At 29.2% G+C, this 20,547-nt stretch carries 17 protein-coding genes and 1 tRNA gene; 2 read left to right on the plus strand and 16 right to left on the minus strand.

Annotation, left to right across the window (positions count from 1 at the left end):
* Positions 1-56: 56 nt before the first annotated feature.
* The 6 genes from HMPREF1552_RS03640 to HMPREF1552_RS12135 form a co-directional block, all read right to left on the minus strand.
* Positions 57-1,838 carry an oligopeptide ABC transporter substrate-binding protein gene (locus HMPREF1552_RS03640; protein ID WP_021743734.1) on the minus strand — a complete coding sequence of 594 codons (1,782 nt, stop codon included), beginning with the start codon at positions 1,836-1,838 and terminating at the stop codon, positions 57-59.
* A gap of 20 nt (positions 1,839-1,858) precedes the next feature.
* Positions 1,859-2,791 carry an ABC transporter permease gene (locus tag HMPREF1552_RS03645; protein WP_006804843.1) on the minus strand — a complete coding sequence of 311 codons (933 nt, stop codon included), beginning with the start codon at positions 2,789-2,791 and terminating at the stop codon, positions 1,859-1,861.
* 11 nt (positions 2,792-2,802) lie between these two features.
* Positions 2,803-3,765 (minus strand): oligopeptide ABC transporter permease, encoded by a 963-nt coding sequence (gene opp4B, locus HMPREF1552_RS03650; RefSeq protein ID WP_021743735.1) that lies wholly within the window; start codon positions 3,763-3,765, stop codon positions 2,803-2,805.
* A gap of 3 nt (positions 3,766-3,768) precedes the next feature.
* Complete coding sequence (locus HMPREF1552_RS03655; protein ID WP_021743736.1) at positions 3,769-4,731, minus strand: ATP-binding cassette domain-containing protein; 963 nt, start codon at positions 4,729-4,731, stop codon at positions 3,769-3,771.
* Positions 4,732-5,193: 462 nt separating this feature from the next.
* Complete coding sequence (locus HMPREF1552_RS03660; protein ID WP_021743737.1) at positions 5,194-6,186, minus strand: ABC transporter ATP-binding protein; 993 nt, start codon at positions 6,184-6,186, stop codon at positions 5,194-5,196.
* Positions 6,187-6,467: 281 nt separating this feature from the next.
* Positions 6,468-6,641 carry a hypothetical protein gene (locus HMPREF1552_RS12135; protein ID WP_021743738.1) on the minus strand — a complete coding sequence of 58 codons (174 nt, stop codon included), beginning with the start codon at positions 6,639-6,641 and terminating at the stop codon, positions 6,468-6,470.
* A 182-nt stretch (positions 6,642-6,823) separates the two neighbouring features.
* Between HMPREF1552_RS12135 and HMPREF1552_RS03665 the strand changes: the two genes are divergently transcribed.
* On the plus strand, positions 6,824-7,543 hold the full coding sequence (locus HMPREF1552_RS03665) for a YebC/PmpR family DNA-binding transcriptional regulator (RefSeq protein ID WP_021743739.1): 720 nt from the start codon (positions 6,824-6,826) through the stop codon (positions 7,541-7,543).
* Positions 7,544-7,702: 159 nt separating this feature from the next.
* Positions 7,703-8,431: a tRNA1(Val) (adenine(37)-N6)-methyltransferase gene (locus tag HMPREF1552_RS03670; protein ID WP_021743740.1), complete on the plus strand. Its 729-nt coding sequence runs from the start codon at positions 7,703-7,705 to the stop codon at positions 8,429-8,431.
* A gap of 366 nt (positions 8,432-8,797) precedes the next feature.
* Here HMPREF1552_RS03670 and fucO read toward each other — a convergent pair whose 3' ends face one another.
* The 10 genes from fucO to HMPREF1552_RS03720 form a co-directional block, all read right to left on the minus strand.
* Positions 8,798-9,946: a lactaldehyde reductase gene (gene fucO, locus HMPREF1552_RS03675; protein WP_039901125.1), complete on the minus strand. Its 1,149-nt coding sequence runs from the start codon at positions 9,944-9,946 to the stop codon at positions 8,798-8,800.
* Between the two features lie 114 nt (positions 9,947-10,060).
* Positions 10,061-10,462, minus strand: a complete 402-nt coding sequence (locus HMPREF1552_RS03680) for a hypothetical protein (protein WP_021743742.1) — start codon at positions 10,460-10,462, stop codon at positions 10,061-10,063.
* 40 nt (positions 10,463-10,502) lie between these two features.
* Positions 10,503-10,844, minus strand: a complete 342-nt coding sequence (locus HMPREF1552_RS03685; RefSeq protein ID WP_021743743.1) for an AtpZ/AtpI family protein — start codon at positions 10,842-10,844, stop codon at positions 10,503-10,505.
* Between the two features lie 98 nt (positions 10,845-10,942).
* Entirely contained in the window at positions 10,943-11,734 is a 792-nt protein-coding gene (locus HMPREF1552_RS03690) for a class I SAM-dependent methyltransferase (protein ID WP_021743744.1), read from the minus strand.
* Positions 11,735-11,872: 138 nt separating this feature from the next.
* A complete protein-coding gene (locus HMPREF1552_RS03695) occupies positions 11,873-12,517 on the minus strand; it encodes a peptidylprolyl isomerase (protein ID WP_021743745.1) in 645 nt (214 codons plus the stop codon).
* Between the two features lie 55 nt (positions 12,518-12,572).
* Positions 12,573-12,932 (minus strand): hypothetical protein, encoded by a 360-nt coding sequence (locus tag HMPREF1552_RS03700; RefSeq protein WP_021743746.1) that lies wholly within the window; start codon positions 12,930-12,932, stop codon positions 12,573-12,575.
* A gap of 32 nt (positions 12,933-12,964) precedes the next feature.
* A complete protein-coding gene (locus tag HMPREF1552_RS03705) occupies positions 12,965-13,885 on the minus strand; it encodes a manganese-dependent inorganic pyrophosphatase (protein WP_021743747.1) in 921 nt (306 codons plus the stop codon).
* A 92-nt stretch (positions 13,886-13,977) separates the two neighbouring features.
* A complete protein-coding gene (locus tag HMPREF1552_RS03710; RefSeq protein ID WP_021743748.1) occupies positions 13,978-17,148 on the minus strand; it encodes an exodeoxyribonuclease V subunit beta in 3,171 nt (1,056 codons plus the stop codon).
* On the minus strand, positions 17,138-20,008 hold the full coding sequence (locus tag HMPREF1552_RS03715) for a PD-(D/E)XK nuclease family protein (RefSeq protein WP_021743749.1): 2,871 nt from the start codon (positions 20,006-20,008) through the stop codon (positions 17,138-17,140). Before HMPREF1552_RS03715 ends, HMPREF1552_RS03710 begins: the two co-directional genes overlap by 11 nt.
* Before the next feature lie 369 nt (positions 20,009-20,377).
* Positions 20,378-20,454 (minus strand) — tRNA-Arg (locus HMPREF1552_RS03720).
* Between the last annotated feature and the right edge of the window lie 93 nt (positions 20,455-20,547).

A 20,547-nucleotide genomic window follows, 5' to 3' on the forward strand; every position in this document is an offset into this window, starting at 1 on the left:
AAAATTAATATCATTTATCCATTATCTTAATTTTGTATAATGAAATATTCTAAAATCTATCTCATCGGAGCAACTGCTGTCAATTCCCATTTGTGAATTCCTTCATCTTTTTTTGATGAATCATATCCAATGTAAACATTTTTTAATCTTTTATTTACTGGATAAAGTTTATATCTGTACATTAACGGAACTTCTACGGCTTGTCCAATATAGTATTTTTGCCAGTTTTTATATGCTTCTACTTTATAATTTGGAACTGTTAATGATTTTTCTCCCAAAATTTCATCTATTAATCTATCATTTTCCTCCGATACAAAACGAGAAAGGTTAAGCTGGGATTTTCTTCCTGCTGAACCAGTTGGATCTAGACTTGTTCCAACTCCCCATGCTCCAAAGAATACATCTATGTCTTTAGAATCTCCTTGCACTTTTTCGTAAAAATTCTGAAAAGCTAGCAATCTTCCTGATGTAAGAACAGCTTTTATCCCTATTTTTTTCCAACTTTGAATATAGTTTTGAGCAAGTGGTTCTGCTACATCGCCTCCTGCCATAAATGCCATCTTTATTTCAAAAGGCTTTCCATTTTTATCTTCACGGATTCCATCTCCATTTACATCCTTGTATCCCGCTTCATCCAGCAGCTGTTTTGCTTTTTCAGGATTATAAGGATAACCTTGCAAGTCCTTTGGAAAATATTTCTTAAAAACAGGAGGAATTGATGAAGTTGCTTCCTGCCTTAACCCAAAATAAAACGCATGTGCTATTTCCTCAACATTTATCGCATACACAAGAGCTTGACGTAATCTTAAATCCGACATCTTGGCATTTGGATCTGTCACATTTTCTCCTTTTGCTTTGTCATAATGCCCCAATTTAAAGGCCAAATACGAATAATACAAATCCTGCTGTCCTAATGTTTCTATATTTTTAAAATCCTTGTAATTATTGTAAAGAGAATCAGGCATGCTAATTACAAAATCATATTTCCCAGCTTTTAATGCCGCCACTATAGATTGTGAATTTACTACTTGCACTATTGCCTTTTCAATTTTTGGCTTTCCTTTGTAATAATAAGGATTTGCTGTAAATTCTAGACTTTCTCCACGTGAAACTTTTGTTAAATTATACGGCCCCAATGTTACTGGTTTCATTCTAATTTTATCCGATGAAATCAATTCTTTTATTGGAATTCCTTTTAAATAGTGCTTCGGTAGTGCATTTCCAACTAGTCCGTTTGCAACTGTATAAATGCTTTGTCCTAATTGTAAAAAAGAAATTTCCACCGTTTTATTATCTATTTTTTTTATACCTGAAATATTTGAGGCTTTCCCATCGTGATATTCCTTCATCCCAACAATTTTTTGAGTTTCTTCAGTATATCTCACACCTGTATAATCTTTATTTCCTATAATTTCATAAGGTAAAATGATGTCATCAACAGTTAGAGGCTGTCCGTCAGACCATTTTATGCCATCTTTTATTTTTATTGTAGCTTTTTTATTTTTTGCATCAACTCTAAGAGTGGCAGGTCCTTTGTCTGTTATTTCAAAATTTTCATCCACTTCAAATATACCCGAGCTTAAAAACATTGAAATAATCTCACCATCATAACCATCTGAATAGAATGTCTCATTAAAGACTCCAACCAATGGATCATCCTTTACTATCGCCACTTGCAAAGTTCCGCCTTGCACTGCAGGCTCATTGTTTGATGTTTTTTCTGGAAATAGTGATAAATTTAGTTTTGCACCCGGCATTTCACTTCTCTTTTTACCAGGATTGCACGAAACTACGAATATCAATACAAGAAGCGTGATTAATAATTTCCATTTTTTCATACTGTTCTCCTTTTTTAGTTTTATCCTCTTCTCTGTTTTGCGTCAGCAGCCCTGTTTAAAGCCTGTCCGACATAATTAATACATAGCATCATAATTAAAATCAATATTGATGCTGGAAGCCAAATCCATAATTTTGTTGACAATACTTCTGGATCTGCTGCATAACCAACCAAAGTCCCAAGGCTCGGAGTAGAAAGCGGTAATCCAAAGCCAAGAAAACTAAGCCCTGTTTCAATTCCAATATTTCCAGCAAATCCTAATGTCAATTCCACAATTATAATTGAACTCAAGTTAGGCAGTATTTCCCTGAAGATTATCGTAAAATCCTTTGTCCCCATAGTCTTTGAAGCCAAAATATAATCTTTCTGACTTTCAGCAAGTGCCTTACTTCTAATCAGCCTTGCTGCTCCAACCCAGTAAAATGCACTCATTATCAGCACAAAAGTTGCTATAGTGTACTTTGGAACAATAGTAACAAACACAATAATGATCATAAGTGTAGGCAAAATCGTAATAAAATCGATAACCCTCATAATTACATTATCCACCCATTTTCCATAATATCCTGCAATCAAACCAAAAAATATCCCAATTCCTGATGTCAAAATTGTTATTGTAAAACCAATAATAATCGAGTTTCTAGCACCTAGTATCAGTTGCCCCAATATTGAACGCCCACCAGAATCAGAACCTAGCCAAAATCCCTCTTTCATAGGAATGGCATATTTATCTAGAAGGCTTATTTTCATAATTTCCTCCTGATTTGCAAAAAGCGATCCAATAAAAATTATTCCAAAAAGAATTACAAGAATAATAAGCGAAGCAAGTGCCAATTTATCTTTTAAAATCTCCCTCACAATAACACTAATTCCAGTCGGCTTGCTACTTTTCTTAATTTCATCAAAATTTTCTGCTTTTTCATTATTTTTCTTTAAAATTTCATTATTAGACATTTTCTCACCACCTACTCTATTCTAATTCTAGGATCAACAATGCTAAGAATAATATCTGAAAGCAAACTTCCAAGCAATGTTAAAAATCCAAACAGCAGTATTAATGCTGTAACAACGCTGTAATCCCGTGTTATAATTGAATTTACAAATAGTCCTCCCATTCCAGGATAACTGAATATTTTTTCAATAAAAATTGAACCTCCCAGAAGCCCTGTTATCGAATAACCAAAAAACGCCGCAATCGGTAAAATCGAATTTCTGAAAATATGTCTTGAATAAACTTTATTTTCAGGTACCCCCTTACTTTTCGCCGTTTTTACATAATCCAGATTCTTAGCGTCAATTACTTCATTTCTCAAATACTGCACAATCCAAGTTGTTCCCAGCAATGCATACGTAATTGCAGGCAATATGATGTGATAAATCCTATCCAAAATATGTCCCAAAGTACCAGTATTAAGTCCAGCCGTCACCGATCCAGTTGTCGGAAACCAGCCAAGCGTATATCCAAAAAACCAAATCATTATAAGCGAAAGCACAAAAGTTGGAATCGCATAGCTCACATAATTATAAAATATGACAAATTTATCAAGAAATGAGTTCTGATAACGTCCAGCAAGCATTCCAAGCGGTATTGCAATACAATATGTCAAAATAAGGCTAAGCAGTGACAAAATAAACGTGTTTACTGCCCGTTCTCCAATAAGCGTCTTTACAGGGACATTATAAGTGTAGCTCATTCCCAAATTTCCAGAAACGGCATTTTTTAGCCATCTTACATACTGAATATGCCAAGGATCCAGCAATCCTGCCTTTCTTCGCAACTCTTCAAGTGCCGCAGGATCAGTCTGTGGTGTAATCAGTCCTGTAAACGGATCTCCCGGCATAAGTTTTGCCAAAATAAAGATTAATAGGCTAAGTATAAATAGTTGCGGTATCATAACCAAAATTCTTCGTAAAACTGTTTTCCACATTGATTATTTTCCCCCTTTTCCGTTATTTTGCATTATTTCATCTTTAATAGCGACAAAATGGGTATCTGTTAATTTTTTTAAATTAAATACACGCCCATTTTCATCATAATATTTTTTTTCATTTTTCAAATATTCCTTTTCAATTTCTAATCGTCTTTTTTTATTTTCTAACCTTTTTTCAGGATGTACTTCTGGAATTGCAGCAATTAGCCGTTTTGTGTAAAAATGTTCAGGATTTTTATAAATATCATTTTTTATCCCAGTTTCCACAAATCTTCCACGATACATTATAAACATATAATCGCACATATGCTTTACAACTCCCAGATCGTGAGAAATAAAAAGATAACTTAGCCCAAACTGCTCCTGAATGTCCTTCATATAATTCAAAACTTGTGCCTGAACCGATAAATCAAGTGCCGACACAGGCTCATCTGCTATAATCAATTTAGGCTTAGTTGCAACAGCCCGTGCAATTCCCAGCCTCTGTCTCTGTCCTCCAGAAAATTCATGTGGATATTTATAAATATCTTCTCTATTAATCCCTACAATTTCTAGCAATTCCGACACTTTCCTCTTTTCCTCATCTGAAGTCAAATTCTCAAAATTTCTCAAAGGCTCAGAAATCAAGTCAATCACTCTCTTCTTAGGGTTTAAGCTAGATAGCGAATCTTGAAAAATCATCTGCACGTTTCTATTGTATTCACTCCTTCTATCCCGAAACTTCCTATCAATTTCCTTACCTTCGTAAATTATCTTTCCACTTTTTATCTTCTCAAGCCCAATTATCGCTTTTCCAATCGTAGACTTTCCAGACCCCGACTCCCCCACAAGTCCATAAGTCTTCCCTTCTTCAATAGTCAAACTGACACCATCCACAGCATACACATGGTCAATTACCTTATTAAAAAAGCCCCCACGAATAGGATAATGAACCTTCAAGTCTTTCACTTCAATAAAACTCATATTTTTGTTTATTCCTTCCTTCCAAAATATTCAATAACTCAAATTCTAAATTAAAACTATAATTTCTCATTTTGATTTTAATTTATTTTAATTAATAATTATTTTATCTATAATTTTTATATTTTTTATTTTCAAAAAAATACGACATTTTTAATTCAATCATAACAAGTAATTTGCTTAAATAAATTTCCAAGCAAAATTTCGTTAGAAGAAAAAGAACTGTTTGAGCTTTTGAAATATATTTGAAATAAAATTCACTTATTCATAATAAAATAATCTATATTCAAAAGCGAGTTTTCTTTTTCTTTTATAAGAAAGTTTTGCGTTAAGCGGGGTTGTAAGGGCATGGCGCTTGATGCCCTTACGTTAAAAGAAATTTGAAAACATAAAAGAAAAACTTATTATTCTTCAAAAAATTTTAAATTTTTTTAATTTAAACTAACCTTCTAAGGTATGATTGATTTATTTTTCAAAATGAAAATTTTTCCAGCAAGTACATCTCACAAAATGCTCTTTTTCCACTTCATGCAATGTTGGATTTTTTTCGTGTTCACTTTCCTTTATCCACGGAATTCTTTGAGAAAAACGACAGCCTGTTCTTTCTAATTTGGTTAGCGACGGAACAATTCCTTGAATTACGCGTAATTTTTCTGTTTCTGTATCAAGTTGCGGGATTGAATTTAACAGAGATCTTGTGTAGGGATGTTTTGGATTATTGAACAAATCATTTACGTTTGCGATTTCTACAATTTCTCCAGCATACATTACTGCCACTCTGTCCGCCATTTCAGCAACAACGCCCAAATCATGTGTAATCAATATAATCCCAGCGTTTATTTCACTTTGCAAAGTTTTTAATAAATCCAGTATTTGTGCCTGTATTGTAACGTCCAATGCTGTTGTCGGCTCATCGGCTATAATAATTTCGGGCTTGCAGGAAAGTGCTATTGCAATCATTACTCTTTGACGCATTCCTCCAGATAATTCGTGCGGAAATTGCCTTGCTACACGTTTTGGATTTTTTATTCCTACATTCTGTAGTAATTCCAGCATTCTAGCTTCTCTTTCAGTTTTGGACAATTTTGTATGATAAATCATTCCCTCCTCAATTTGCTCTCCTATTCTCATAAGTGGATTTAAAGCCGATAGAGGATCCTGAAATATCATCCCAATTTTATTTCCTCTAATTTTATTGTATTGTTCTTCATCAATTTCTACCAAGTTTTTCCCTTCAAAATTGATTTCCCCTGTCAATTTTGTGTTAATCGGATTATGCAGTCCAATAATAGAAGTTGCAAGCGTACTTTTTCCACATCCTGACTCCCCCACTATCGCAAGTATCTCATTTCTTCTAAGTTCCAGCGAAATATTATCCACAGCGGGAAAATATTCATCTTTTATCCGAAAACTTGTAACAAGATTATTAATTTTTATCAATGTTTCAGTTTGCTCCATACTTTTCTCCTCTAAAAGTTCTTTGTTAAAAATTTATTTTTTTATACAGGTATTGTAGCATAATTTTTATTTTTTTTCCTATTATTTTTTAAATTTATACTCAACCTAGCTTAAAATTAAAGTAAAAAAACATCTAAAAAGTGACAGATTATAGCCTAACCTTCTATTCTTATTTAAAACTGAAATTATTGTAATATTTTTATAAAATATTTACATAAAAAAATAGAGCCGGCTTAAAGACTTTATCTTTATCAACAACTCTATATTATTTTTAAATAATTCTATCTTTTAGCAGCATTATTTATGTAATCACAGTATCTCCAGTTTCCTGCATCGCCATTTCTACATTTTTCTCCTCTTTCTTGTCTCTCTCTCTCAAGATTTTCAAAAGAGGCACAGCTTGCTAATGAAAATAGCAATATACTCAATATGGAAAACATAATTGTCTTTTTCATCAAGATCACTTCCTTTTAACTATATTATTATTTAGTTATATTTTACATTATTTTTTCATATTTGGCAAATTTATTTTTATATTGAGACAATAATCTTTTTTATTATCAAAAATTCCTTTTCCCCATTGATTAGACTTTTTTTTTATGATATAATTTTTATATAATTAATTTAGGAGGAAAAAATGGGAAGACACGGTACAATAGCTGGGCGTAAGGAAGCACAGGATAAAAAAAGAGCCGCATCATTTACAAAACTTGTTAGACTTATAACAGTAGCAGCAAGAGGCGGAGAAAATCCTGAATTTAACGTAGCCCTAAAACATGCAATCGAGAAAGCAAAAGCAATCAATATGCCTAATGACAATATTAACAGGGCAATCAAGAAAGGAGCAGGAACTGATGGCTCAACAGCCTTTGAAACATTAAATTATGAAGGTTATGGTCCTGCAGGAGTTGCTATTATTGTAGAAGCTCTTACTGATAATAAAAATAGAACTGCTTCATCTGTAAAAGTGGCTTTTGATAGAAATGGCGGAAACCTAGGAGTTTCTGGATCAGTTTCATATATGTTCGGAAGAAAAGGTGAAATTATCATTGAAAAAACTGACGATATTGATGAAGAAGCACTAATGGAAGTTGCACTTGAATCTGGAATGGAAGATATGGAAACTCTAGAAGATAGTTATTATATCACAACTGAAACAGCGAACTTTGACGCAGTAGCAGATGCTTTAAGAAACGCAGGATACACTTTGCTTGAAGCAGATATTCAATACTTACCATCTATAGAAGTGGACACTCTTAGCGAAGAAGATTTACAAAAATTAAGAAAGTTAATCGATACTCTAGAAAATGACGATGATGTTCAAAAAGTTCATCATAACTACGCTGGAGAATTATAATAAATATTTATGAATTTATAAATTTTAATTGCGGGAATTATTTTCCGCATTTATTTTTATAATAAATTACAATATTAAGATATTTTACAAAATTTATTAAATATTCCCTATTTAAACGGGGAATAGTATTAGTATAAAAAGAAAAAGGAGTTACATTTTATGAAAAAAAACGGAGAAGAAACAGTTACTCCAATAAAAAATATGAAAGTTATTCAACGAAATGACTTTCAAAACTTTACACTTGATTCCGTCTTGCTTGCAGACTTTGTAAAAATTAATCGAAAAACTAAAAAAATTCTTGATATTGGAACTGGCTGTGGAATTATCGCTTTACTTCTGGCACAGCGGTCAAAAGCTCAAATTACAGGCATAGAATTACAAGAAACAATGGCAGAAATTGCCATAAGAAATATTAATGGCAATAAATTTGAAAATCAGGTTAAAATAATAAACGAAGATATAAAAAATTATAATAATATTTTTAACCGTGATGAATTTGACACCATTGTTACAAATCCCCCATATTTTGAATTTACTGGCGATATTTCCCAAACAAACAATTTGGAACAACTGGCAAACGCAAGACATAATATTAATTTAACACTTGAAGAAATAATAAAAATTTCTTCTTATTTATTAAAAAATATGGGAAGTTTCTCAATTGTATTCCGAAGTGAACGTCTAGTAGAAGTTCTATCACTTTTACAAAAATATAATTTAGAGCCAAAACGAATGAAAAACTGCTATACAAAATGGAATGAAAACTCAAAAATTTGCCTTTTAGAAGCAATAAAAGATGCAAAGAAAGGATTTTCTATTGAAATGCCGATTTTTGTTTATGACGAAAATGGAAGAAGAAGTGAATATGTTGAGAATTTGTATAAATAAAAAACTTTAAAATATATTTTTTAACTTCTCTTAATTTTTATATTTTGATTAAATATTCGCTTTTATATCTGATACAATTATTGTAGTTAAATTGAAAACGTCGTCATTTTTTGGGAATGAAAACGATTGTTTGAACGAAGTAATACGGAGCGAGTTTCGTTTTCGTAGTAATTCAGGTTTATCCAAATAATAAATGTTTTGACTACTTTCCCAAATAAAATTTGAGAATATTTCAAAAAAATGCTTAGATAAGCCAGGGATGCAAGGGAAATGGCGATTGATTTCCCTTGCTTTACAAAAAGAAAAAACATAAAAATTAAAAGAAAATTTTTTATACAATTTATATAATTTTAAAAATTATAATAATTATAATAATTTTTTATATAATTCTTTTATATCTTCTAAATTTGTATCCCGTGGATTTCCACCTGTACAAACGTCATTTAATGCAGATTCAGCAATAAAGTCCAAATCTTTTATATCCATAATTCCTTTTAGATTGTTTGGAATTCCAACATCGCTTGCTAGTTCTCTTACTTTATCAACTGCAGCTTTTCTATATTCTTCTGGTGACATTGTTCTTGTATGTTTTACACCGAATGCTTTTGCGATAGCTTTAAATTTTTCTCCAGTAAATTCAGCATTGTATTCCATTACAGTTGGAAGAATTATTGCGTTTGCAATTCCATGTGGAGTACCATAAAATGCCCCTAGCGGATGTGCCATTGAGTGTACAATTCCAAGTCCTACATTTGAGAATCCCATTCCAGCCAAATATGAAGCAAGTGCCATTTTTTCACGTCCTTCAGGTTCATTATTTACAGCGCTTCTCAAATATTTTGCAATCAATTCAATGGCTTTTAAGTGGAACATGTCAGTCATTTCCCAAGCAGCTTTTGTTGTAAATCCTTCAATTGCATGAGTTAAAGCATCTAGTCCAGTTGCAGCAGTAAGTTCTTTTGGCATGCTTGTCATCATTCCAGGGTCAACAATTGCCACAATTGGTAAATCATGTGGATCAACGCATACAAATTTTCTGTCTTTTTCAACATCTGTGATTACATAGTTAATTGTAACTTCTGCAGCAGTTCCAGCTGTTGTCGCAACAGCGATAATTGGTACACATTTATTTTTAGTGTCTGCAACACCTTCAAGGCTTCTTACATCAGAAAATTCTGGATTGTTGATAATAATGGCAACTGCTTTTGCAGTATCCATTGGTGAACCTCCACCAATTGCGATAATGTAGTCAGCACCTGAAGATTTGTACTTTTCAACACCATCTTTTACATTTTCAATAGTTGGATTTGGTTGAATATCAGAAAAAACTTCATAAGCTAAATTTTCCTTATCCAGCAAATCTGTAATTTTTGATACTCCACCAAATTCTAAAAGCCCTTTGTCTGTACATATAAGCGCTTTTTTGAATTTATTTTTTTTAACTTCCTCTGGGATATGGTTTATTGCTCCAAAACCATGATACGAAATTTCGTTCAAAATAATTCTTTGTGCCATTTTTCTACCTCTTTTCAAATTTTTGTTTTTAATAAGTATTTTCATTCTAATTATACTACACTTTTTTCATTTTTCAAGTTTAATACTAAATTTATTTTAAATAATTTTTAATTACTATTTTTTATTGAAAAAAAGTTTTTCTTTAAAATGACACAATAAATATGCAGTTTTAAAATTTAATGCTCCAACTCCTGTTGCTACAATATTTGTTAAAACATGACTTTCAAAATATTTTTGACTAACTTTCCCAACAATAAACATCCCAAAGCAAAATATAGCCATTCGTTTTAAATATTCAAAATTTCCCCTAAACTTTGGATTGTTCTGAAAATAGAGAATTTTATGCACTCCATTTACAAGTAAATTTATATTTATTAGAGAAATAATGGCTCCGACTAAATATCCAAAATAAAGTTCCACACAATTAAGAATTATTCCCACAATAACAAGAAATATCATAATAAAAATCGAAACAGTATACACCTTTTTTATATTTTTTGGCATTCTTTCCAGCATTTCCCCTGCCTTTCTCTACAATTAACATCTAAATCCAATATTATTTTATGTTGTTTACCTGCTTTATGAGCGACCAGTAGCCTGATACTGCCCCAATTACAAGAAAAATGACAAGAACAAGAGGCTGATCCGCCTTAAACAGATATTTTTTTAGAAGCATATAAAGTCCAAGCATAAGAAGAATTGGCAAGGACAAAATATACACCATATTTGTAGCAAGTGCAAAATATTTCATTATTTTATTATTTCTTCTATTTTTCATTTCCTTCTCATTATTATGCCTTCCCAACTTCTTTTCAATCTCAAAGATCCTTTGTTTTCGTTTTTCCTCTTCAGTCAAGTTATTTTTTTCTAAAATTTCATTTTCATTTTCAAATTCCATAAAATTACTTCCTTCTTATTTTGTAGTAAAATTACAACTATTCCCCTCGTATTTCTTAATTTTTCAGCGTAATATCAAAAAGTTCAAGTATTTAAAAACTACAATTTTTTTAATACAAAAAATATTCTGCTTTCTCCAAATTCAGGATTAGAAGCTGTATCAAATACTTCAAACCCTTTGTTCTGAACAATTTCCACAATCCATTCAGGATCATAGATGAATTTTTCCTGAATTTCATTATATTTCCTGAATAAATTATCATTTTCATTCTCACGAATAAACAAATCAATCTCCACGATATGTTTTTTCTTACTTATTTTCTCATGCCGCCAAATACTTGTGTATTTAGGTTCTTCATCTAGAAATATGTCGTTTTCAAATATTTCCTCAAAAATATCCTCTGTTACAACATCAAAAATTAAATATCCACCTTTTTTCAGATTTTTTTCACATTTTTCAATAAATTTAAAAAAATCTTTTTCATTTTTTAAATAATTTACCGTGTCAAAATTACAGATAATATAGTCAACTGGATGTATTTCATCATAATTTTCACTAATTTTCTCATTTTCACTAACATCCAAACTTTTGTAAAATACTGTCTTATTTTCATAATTTATAATATTATCCTTTATCAGCTTATAACTGCTATCTGTTAAGTTTTTTCCAATCAGTTTTTTTTCTGAAATATCTAGCATTTTTTCAGATAAATCCACTCCGATTACAGGAAATCCATCCCTAAGAAATCTCCAGACAAATTCCCCTGTTCCACATCCTAAATCAAGAACTGCTCCTTTTTTCTCAATAAACATTCTTAAAAATTTATACCATACATCATAATTTACATATTTCATAAAAATATCGTAAATTTCTGCAAATTCCCTATGCATTTTTCCCCCATTCCATTATCTATTTGTTATTATTATATCACTTTTACTACTACTTGTGAACAGCAACGACAAATCTAAATTAAATTTAAATATACTCAAAAGAAAAACTCCTAAATGTTAATCAGGAGCTTTTATTCTTTAACGTTTTGCAGGTTTCACAAGCTTACTTTCCCATTCGCTAACTTCCTCAGGAAAATAATCCAGAAATTTATCAATTTTTTTACCTTTTATATCAATATTCAATATCTTGTCATCCTGTCTCAATGTTCTTAACACGCCCAGATCTTCACGAGTTTTTGTTCCTCCAATAATAGTATGCTTTTTATTAAGATTAGTCATTGGACTCATCGTTATGAAAAACTGGCTACTGTTCGTATCAGGCCCCGAATTTGCAAAAGCAAGCATTCCTTCATGTGCAAATGTCAGCCAGTCTGTAAACTCATCTTTCAAATAATAGCCAGTTGTTCCCGTTCCATCTCCCACAGAATCTCCTCCCTGAATCAGTCCATTTGGAATAATTCTATGAAAAGTGAGTCCATTATAAAAGTTATTTTTCGCTAGAAAAACAAAATTTGCCACATTTTTAGGAGCGGCTTCGGGATATAGGTAAAAAGATATATTTCCCTTCGTTGTCATAATAACCGCTTCCATTTCAAAACTTCTCATGGCTTTTTCAAATTTTTTATTTTCTCTTGACTTATTTACCTTTTTTTCTCTTGCACCTGTAATTCCTATTATTAAAATCATTAATATGCCAACCAATATTGTTATTTTCTTCTTCATAAACTTTCCTCACTATATTTAAGCTAATCACTATATATTTTCCCATAATAAATAGTTAGTTGCTATACAGCCTTTTTATATGCTCTATCATTTCTTCAATTTCCATTTTACCATTGAAATCAAATTCCAGAATTCTGAAATCTATGTCCTCAATTTCCAAATTATATTTTAGAAGCTCCTTTTCCTCCATAATATTATCATAAATTACAAGAACAGAAAACTGATTTCCAAATCCATCAACTAATTCTAATGTATTAATTACTCTATTTTTTTTCATATTAAGAGAATTTCTTATTGCTTCATTCGCTGTCTTTTTACTTCTGACTTCCTTATAAAGTTCAGAAATTATTGTAGGCAGCTTTATTGCAAATAATATTTTTAATTCTTCTCTTTTCCTAAATTTTACTATTGCCATTTTTAAAATCCTTATTTTTTATTTTTATAAATTTATCCTTGAATCGCTTTTGTCAATGGCGGAATAATTTGTTTCTTTCTTGAAACTACACCTTTCAAAGTTACTAAGTTGCTATCAACTTTTTCTCCAAACGCTTTTTCGATAATATCATTTCCATCTCCTGAAACTAGAGCCACAGAATTATTTGATAAAATATTTGTGATTGCAAACATAAAGAATTTTAATCCTTCTTTTGCAATGATATTATCAATTTCAGCAAGTAATTTTTCTTTTCTTTCCAAAACTTCTGATTCATTTACAGTATTAACTTGTGCAACACCGATTTTTGCACCATCAATTTCAAAGATTTTCATATCCATATTTAACAGTTCTGCTTCAGATTTATCCCCAAGTGCAGTTCCAGCCTTTAACATTTCAAGACCATACTCATCCGTATTTACTCCAGCGATTTCAGCCAGTTCCTTACCAGCCTTCACATCACATTCTGTACAAGTCGGAGATTTGAACAATAATGTATCTGAAATAATAGCACTTAACATAAGTCCTGCTGTTTCCTTGCTTGGTACAAGATTATTTTCCTTAAATAATTTTAAGATAATTGTCGCAGTACATCCAACAGGCTCTAATCTTGCATATAAAGGCTCATCTACGTTAAAGTTTGAAATTCTGTGATGATCAATTAGTTCCAGAACTTTTGCTTCTTCAAATCCTTCAGCAGTTTGAGTTCTCTCATTATGATCTACCAGTATTATTTCTTTTCCAGCCACATTTTCCACTAACTCAGGCTTTTCAACTTTAAAATAGTTCAAAGCATACTTGGTTTCTTCATTAATTTCTCCAAGTCTTGCAGCCTTAACATCTTTTCCCAACTTATTTTTCAGTTCCGCATAAGCAATTGCTGAACAAATTGTATCTGTATCTGGATTTTTGTGTCCAAAAACTAATATTGACATATTTTTTCCTCCTAAATTTTAATCATTTCATATTATTATAACCTATTAATCTTATTTTTGAAATAGAAAAATTCGTTTTTTTCAAAAATTCCCTAAACTTCTAATAATTGGATATCGATTTCATAATCTGCTGAAACTTTTTTGCTTAAAATATCCCTATATTCATTAATCTGTTCCTGATATTTCTCATTCGTTTCAGGTTCAAATCCAGTTTTGTAATCATAAATATAAATTTTCTTATTTTCCTCATCAATGTTAATTCTATCAATGATACGTTTTTTCCCTTTAGAATCATAAATTTCAAATTCTGTATAAACTTTGTATTTCTCATTATAAATATCGCTGTTTTTTTCAATAAATTTTTCCATTCGGACAATTAATTCTTCTACAATTTTTTTTCCAAGCATATTTCCATATCGGCTCAAAAGTGCAGATTTTGCAATTAATTTATCATTTTCCAGATTATTTGAAATATGTTCAAAGTAATAGTGCATTGCAAGCCCTTTTTTTCGTTTAAATTCCTTTTCTAAAGTGATTGAAGATTTCTTGACAACGAATTTATCGTCATCAAAGTATGTTTCAAATAAATTATTGCTCACTTTTACATCCGAAGTATCTGTAATTTCTTCTGGAATTTCTGATTCTATAATTTCACCTATTTCATATCTGTTTTCATCTTCATAAACATCAACCACTCTTTTCACTAAAGAATCAGCATATCGTTTGTCTTTTGTTATTTCAGCGTCAAACAATAATATCAGATTTTTTTTAGCACGAGTTAATGCAACATAATCATTATTAATTTCTTCCATCATTTCTTTTTGAGAATTTTTATCTCTCATTTCACTCAATTCATTCTCAAACATTTTTTTATTATAATCTGTAAACAGCACAATAAATTTTTTTACAATATTAAATTTTTCATCAAAATCTAAATAGCTTTTAAAATTATCTTTATCTGTACGCCCCTTATTTGTTTCTCTTTTATAATAAAAGACCGTATCAAATTCTAATCCTTTTGAAGCATGAATTGTCAGCAAATTTATCGCATTTATATCCTTGCTGCTAACCTGTTTCAGATTTTCCTTTTCTTCTTCGACAAATGTTATAAATTCATATAAATTACTGTATTTTTTCAAAATGTTAAAAAATATAAAAATGTTTTTCAAATCACTGTTTGTTGAATAAAATTTTGTTATTTCAAATTTCTCAACAAGTTTTCTTGAAAAATTTTCTTTTTGATATTTATCATTTAAGTTTATTGACAAGACTTTCAAATCCTTAATTTTATTGATAATTTCATCAAAAATCAGTCCATTTCTTTCTAAAGTATTAATTTTTTTATATTCTAAAAGTTTTTCTTTTATCTCATCATCTTTTTGAATATTAATAAACTCTTCAAAGCTTTTTATTTTAGAATTTCCGGCAATATACCTCATAATCTCATTTTTATTTTCTAACAGATATTTTACATGGCTATTTAATCCACCAATTAAGTCACTTCTCACAAATTCCAACAAATACTTAAAATTATCAAATGCAAAAAATTTAATTAACTGATACATCGGGATTATCGGTTTATACTCCAAAATCGTTGCCTTACTTTCAAGAGTATATGGAATCTTTTCTTCATTCAGAACTGATGCAATTTCTTTTAAATGAGCATTTTTACGACATATAATCGCACTTTTCCCTAAATTTCTAATTTGACCTTCTTTTATCATATCAATAACTTTTGTATAAATTCTCTCTTTTTCTTCCTTCGTATTTTGAATAAAATATCCAAAATATCCTCTTTGATACTCTTCATCTTCCCTATAGCCAGAATCTGTATAATTCCACTTGGCATCATAATCATTAAATATTTTATTGATATTTTCAATAATCTCTTTATAGCTTCTATACGATTTATCCAAATTTTGTACATTTCCTTCAAGCATTGTTTCTAATTTTTCAAACAATTCCTTTTCTCCACCACGCCAATTATAAATGCTTTGCTTCTCATCACCAACACAAATAATATTTTCAGAAGTATTTAACATTAACTTTAAAATTTTCCATTGCAAAATACTCGTATCTTGGAACTCATCAATCATAATCGTATCTATTTTTCCACCAATTAATTCAAGAAATTCTTCTGTAACTTTGTCATTTTCCACAAATTTTAGTTCTTTATTGAAAATAAATTCATAAGTGTATACCAAAATATCATTGTAAGTAAATCTTTTTGAAGAAATTTTGATTTTTTGAGCGATATTAAATATCGTTTGAGCGATATTTTTTAATTTTTTGTCTAATGGCAGTACTTCTGTCAAATAGATGTATTTAGATAATCTTTCTTTAAGTTGCTCTTTACTTTTTTCAACACTTTCTCTCTCTGCTGACATATCTACTTTTTTAGTATCGTTTACAACCGTCTTTTTCCAATATGTCTCGTTCTCTTTAATCATTATTAATAGTTCTTTATTTTGTTGAACCAATTCTAATTTTTCTTTTAATTTTTCATTTTCATTAAACTCTTGATTTTTTAAAATTTTTGTATATTCAAGAAAAAAAGTTTCATATTCTTTTTTATAAATGTTTTTACTTTCTTTTTTATTAGATGCTTCTTCCAATGTTTCTACAATATCATCTAAACTATTTAAAAAATTATACGATACTTTTTCTGTATTTTCTTCTATTTTATTCAAGTCCCCTGCCAAAATAAATTTTGGATGCATTGTCAGTATTTCTTCAATAATTTTTATATAGACTCCTATATTTTTTTTCTCTTTTTTCTCATCAAAAATAAATTTAAAATTTTCAAAATTATCTTTATTTTCAATAATCTTAATCAGAATTTTCGAATAAAATTCGTCAGTTTCCTTCTCTAAAATCTCATAATTATAAATATTAAAATAGGGTGCTATCGTATTTTTAAAGATTTGGTTAGTAAAACCATCAATTGTGGAAATTCGAATTTCTTCTTTATTTTTTATCATTTCAAAATAGATGTTCTGTAATTCCTTTTTATTCAAGTTATCAAATTTATAAATTTCTTTTAAATTTTTTTCTAATTCTGCTCCATTTGCTTTATCAAAAGCAATTTGATATAAAAAATCGTAAATTCTCTCTTTAATTTCAGCCGTAGCCTTTTTTGTAAAAGTCATCACAATAATATTTTTATAATTGACACCCCGTATCAAATTAGCTATAAATTCTAATGACAATCTGTAAGTTTTCCCTGTCCCCGCACTAGCCTTTAAAATCACATTATTCTTCATCACTTAATTCATCCTCTCCTCTGCAAATATTCGCATATTCTCTGTAGAGATAATTTCTTTGATTTTTAATATTACCTAAATCATAAAATTCTTCATTTTGATATTTTCTAATTATTTCACCAACATCTTCTTTTGTTAATATCTTATCATCTGTTCTCTCATCTGGCACTAACTTACCTTCCCAAGTATCAATAACGATTTTCTCAACTTTTTTCTCATAATCATTTTCAAGCATCATTGAATAATAATCCAGCTGTTCCATCGCTCCATAAACTTTGTCATTTTTATACCCTGTTTTTTTATCTTTTAATTTTCCTGTCTTATAGTCAAATAAATAATCCTTGTCTCTTGTTTTTATATGTAAATCTGTAACACCATTAATATATACATTCTCAAACAGCTCTTTCTCTGAAGATAATTTTATTCTCTCCTCAAAATAAATTTCAATATCTTTTTCTGTTTCCAGTTCCTTAATCAGTTCGTTAAAATATTTTTCAGCTGAATTTAAAATTTCCTCAAATGAAACTTTTTTATAAAACTCCAAATATTCTTTAGGAACTTTATAATCAAATGAATTTATTACTTTTTCCAAAATTTCTGACAACTGCTCCCTATCAATTTTAAAAGTTTTATTTTCAAGCTCTGTCTTATTTCTCATAACAACATTTTCATAAAAAGCATGTATTATTATTCCAAATATCTTAACATTTATTTCATCTTCAATCTCTTCAACTTCCTGTTCTCCAATTGATTTTTTCAAATAATATCCATACTCGCAATCTTTCATATCCTTAAACGAATAATATCCCAATCTCAATTTTTCATTATTTATCTTCTCAAGATTTTTTTCTAATTTTGATGGAATAAACTCTCCAATTTCCTTTTTCTCCCATTTTTCCTTTTTATTTTTTAGAAAATATTTTTTCACAAAATAAAGTTCTTCTGCTTCACTTATTTCATCTTTTACAACCCCAATTCCATACTTTAACTTCAATTCCTCAATAACACTTGCTGAATCAATATTATTCTCCAAATCCTTGACATAAGCCAAATATACATTTTTAGCACTTAATATATTTTGATAAATTTTAAACATCTCAATTAGTTTTTTATCATCACTTGTTGGAAGTCCCATTTTTGCACGTTGAATTTTTGAAAATAAAAAGTTGTGAATCTTTACTTTGGGAAATGAATCCTGCAAATTCAAAATAATTATATTCTCTTTTGTATTTTCAGAAATATTTTCAAATGAATTTATTGAAAAACTATTTTCCGAATCATCTTCCGTACTCTCCTCTAAATTCAACCCAATCGATTTTTTATCCAAATATTTCAAAAATAATTTCAACAAATTAGCCGAAATATTTTCATCAAAAAATTTATCCCACAAATTATCAAAACTAAAATCTTCCAATACAATCATTTCTGACAAAGCTTCAAAATACTTATCTTTCACATTTTTATCTTCTTTCACTTTTTTTTCATTATTCAGATAAATATTTTCTAAATAATCGCTATATTCCTTTAATGTCGTATACTCATATATTTTTTCCAATTCCTCAACAAATTTTATAATTTTATCAATAGACAACATTCTTCGTTTATATATATCCTTAAATTCTTCATTTTGGATTTCTTTTTCTAATTTTTGCAAATTTTCCTTATTTATTTTTTCCAATTCCTCTTTTGAAATATACTTGTAATCTTTAGAAACTAAATCCTGAAAAATATGATAGCTTTCTTCTAAATCAAAAATATTCAATAAGTCATTAGATTTATATGCATCATAAAAATCTTTTGTTTTAAATATAAATAATTTCCCCTTATCTTTTCTATCAATTTCTTTCATGTTATCTAGCAAATTGTAAATTAAATTTAATATTTTATATATTTTCGTGTCTTTCATTGTTATTTCTAAATTTGAAGAAATCTTTTTCTGTTTCAAAAGATGATAATCGCTTTTCGCCACTTGAGAATTTTCCTGTGCCTCAAAAATTCTATAATTTCTAATTGAATTTCCATTTTTCTTGTTCTCTCTTTTATTCTCTTTCTCAACTTCTTCTAATTTTCTCACTAATCCCAGTAATTCTCCAAATTTACTGCTAAATTCATGAATTTCCACATTTATATCTTTCTTATCAAATATCTCTTTCGATGGCAATGAAAAACTATCCTTTATTTTCAATTTTTCTTCATTAAAATCATTTTTTGAAAGCTGCAAAATATTTTCTACATTAATTCCTCTATTTTCAATTTCTCCAATTAACTCCTTTTCAAATGGAGTAATTTTAACTTTATTCACAAAACAAATTTTAGAAAACTTTTTCAAAAAATTGTCCGAAATATTTTCCACATTTCTAAGCATATATGGTAAAATAAGCCCTTTCTGCTGCACAACTTTTTTCATCTCATTATTAATCTCAACCAAAGTTCCAAAAGTTTCAATTTGCCATTTCTCCAGCTCAATTTTTTCCAAATCAATTTTATATTCCTGCAATTCTACAAATAAATTGTAGTAATTATAGGCAACATCAATAATATCATAATAATTATTAACCTTTATATCCTTTTTCAGTTTTTTAGTTAAAGCATTGTAAAACAGCACAACCTGTTTCTCTTCTTTTACCACAATTTTATCAGTAACAAAAACATTCTCATAAAAATCATAACTATTCATCATCTTAAAATTCTGAAAAATTCCCAATTTCTGCTGCATTTCCTCATTCTGCAAAAATTCCCTTTTTATTTCAAAAAACGAAGCCGAATTTTCAAATACAAAAAGCGTATTTTCATTCTTTTCAAACTCTTTAAATAATATATTTTTTAAATCAGATCCAATCCCTTTATAAGTAATTTTCATAATATTTTGCCCTCCTCAAACTACAATTTTCTTATTTTGAAATTTAATTTTGTTATCAAATAAGTTAATTTATTTGATAATTTATTTTAAATTTTTTGATTAACAAATATTCTTTCTATAATTCTTATATTTTTTCTTCTTTTATACTAGTCGCCATCTCATTTATAATCTCAGCTCATCTAAGCATTTTTTTAAATCACGACATTAAATTATAAAGATTGCTATATTTAAATTTCAGGTTTTTAAACTCGAAAATTATTAAATAAAAAGCTAGGCTTTCAACCACATTCTATTTATTTTTTCAAAAAAAAATCTCAAAAAATTAATTTTGAGAATAATATCATTATTTGCATTATTTAATTTATTTAATGGCGCACCTGACAGGAGTTGAACCCATAACCTTCTGATCCGTAGTCAGACGCTCTATCCAATTGAGCTACAGATGCATTTTTTTGATTATTAATTTAATTATTAAAAAAAAATGGCGGAGAAGGAGGGATTTGAACCCTCGATCCAAGTTTTAGCCCGGATACTCCCTT

The organism is Leptotrichia sp. oral taxon 879 str. F0557, from assembly GCF_000469385.1.
Taxonomy (GTDB): domain Bacteria; phylum Fusobacteriota; class Fusobacteriia; order Fusobacteriales; family Leptotrichiaceae; genus Leptotrichia; species Leptotrichia mesophila.

Excerpts from the sequence above, each read along its gene's own strand:
- fucO (WP_039901125.1), bottom strand. The coding sequence starts at position 9,946 with ATGGCACAAAGAATTATTTTGAACGAAATTTCGTATCATGGTTTTGGA.
- HMPREF1552_RS03655 (WP_021743736.1), bottom strand. The coding sequence starts at position 4,731 with ATGAGTTTTATTGAAGTGAAAGACTTGAAGGTTCATTATCCTATTCGT.
- opp4B (WP_021743735.1), bottom strand. The coding sequence starts at position 3,765 with ATGTGGAAAACAGTTTTACGAAGAATTTTGGTTATGATACCGCAACTA.
- HMPREF1552_RS03710 (WP_021743748.1), bottom strand. The coding sequence starts at position 17,148 with ATGAAGAATAATGTGATTTTAAAGGCTAGTGCGGGGACAGGGAAAACT.
- HMPREF1552_RS03665 (WP_021743739.1), top strand. The coding sequence starts at position 6,824 with ATGGGAAGACACGGTACAATAGCTGGGCGTAAGGAAGCACAGGATAAA.
- HMPREF1552_RS03645 (WP_006804843.1), bottom strand. The coding sequence starts at position 2,791 with ATGTCTAATAATGAAATTTTAAAGAAAAATAATGAAAAAGCAGAAAAT.
- HMPREF1552_RS03685 (WP_021743743.1), bottom strand. The coding sequence starts at position 10,844 with ATGGAATTTGAAAATGAAAATGAAATTTTAGAAAAAAATAACTTGACT.
- HMPREF1552_RS03640 (WP_021743734.1), bottom strand. The coding sequence starts at position 1,838 with ATGAAAAAATGGAAATTATTAATCACGCTTCTTGTATTGATATTCGTA.
- HMPREF1552_RS03680 (WP_021743742.1), bottom strand. The coding sequence starts at position 10,462 with ATGCTGGAAAGAATGCCAAAAAATATAAAAAAGGTGTATACTGTTTCG.
- HMPREF1552_RS03715 (WP_021743749.1), bottom strand. The coding sequence starts at position 20,008 with ATGAAAATTACTTATAAAGGGATTGGATCTGATTTAAAAAATATATTA.
- HMPREF1552_RS03690 (WP_021743744.1), bottom strand. The coding sequence starts at position 11,734 with ATGCATAGGGAATTTGCAGAAATTTACGATATTTTTATGAAATATGTA.
- HMPREF1552_RS03695 (WP_021743745.1), bottom strand. The coding sequence starts at position 12,517 with ATGAAGAAGAAAATAACAATATTGGTTGGCATATTAATGATTTTAATA.
- HMPREF1552_RS03700 (WP_021743746.1), bottom strand. The coding sequence starts at position 12,932 with ATGGCAATAGTAAAATTTAGGAAAAGAGAAGAATTAAAAATATTATTT.
- HMPREF1552_RS03670 (WP_021743740.1), top strand. The coding sequence starts at position 7,703 with ATGAAAAAAAACGGAGAAGAAACAGTTACTCCAATAAAAAATATGAAA.
- HMPREF1552_RS03660 (WP_021743737.1), bottom strand. The coding sequence starts at position 6,186 with ATGGAGCAAACTGAAACATTGATAAAAATTAATAATCTTGTTACAAGT.
- HMPREF1552_RS12135 (WP_021743738.1), bottom strand. The coding sequence starts at position 6,641 with ATGAAAAAGACAATTATGTTTTCCATATTGAGTATATTGCTATTTTCA.
- HMPREF1552_RS03705 (WP_021743747.1), bottom strand. The coding sequence starts at position 13,885 with ATGTCAATATTAGTTTTTGGACACAAAAATCCAGATACAGATACAATT.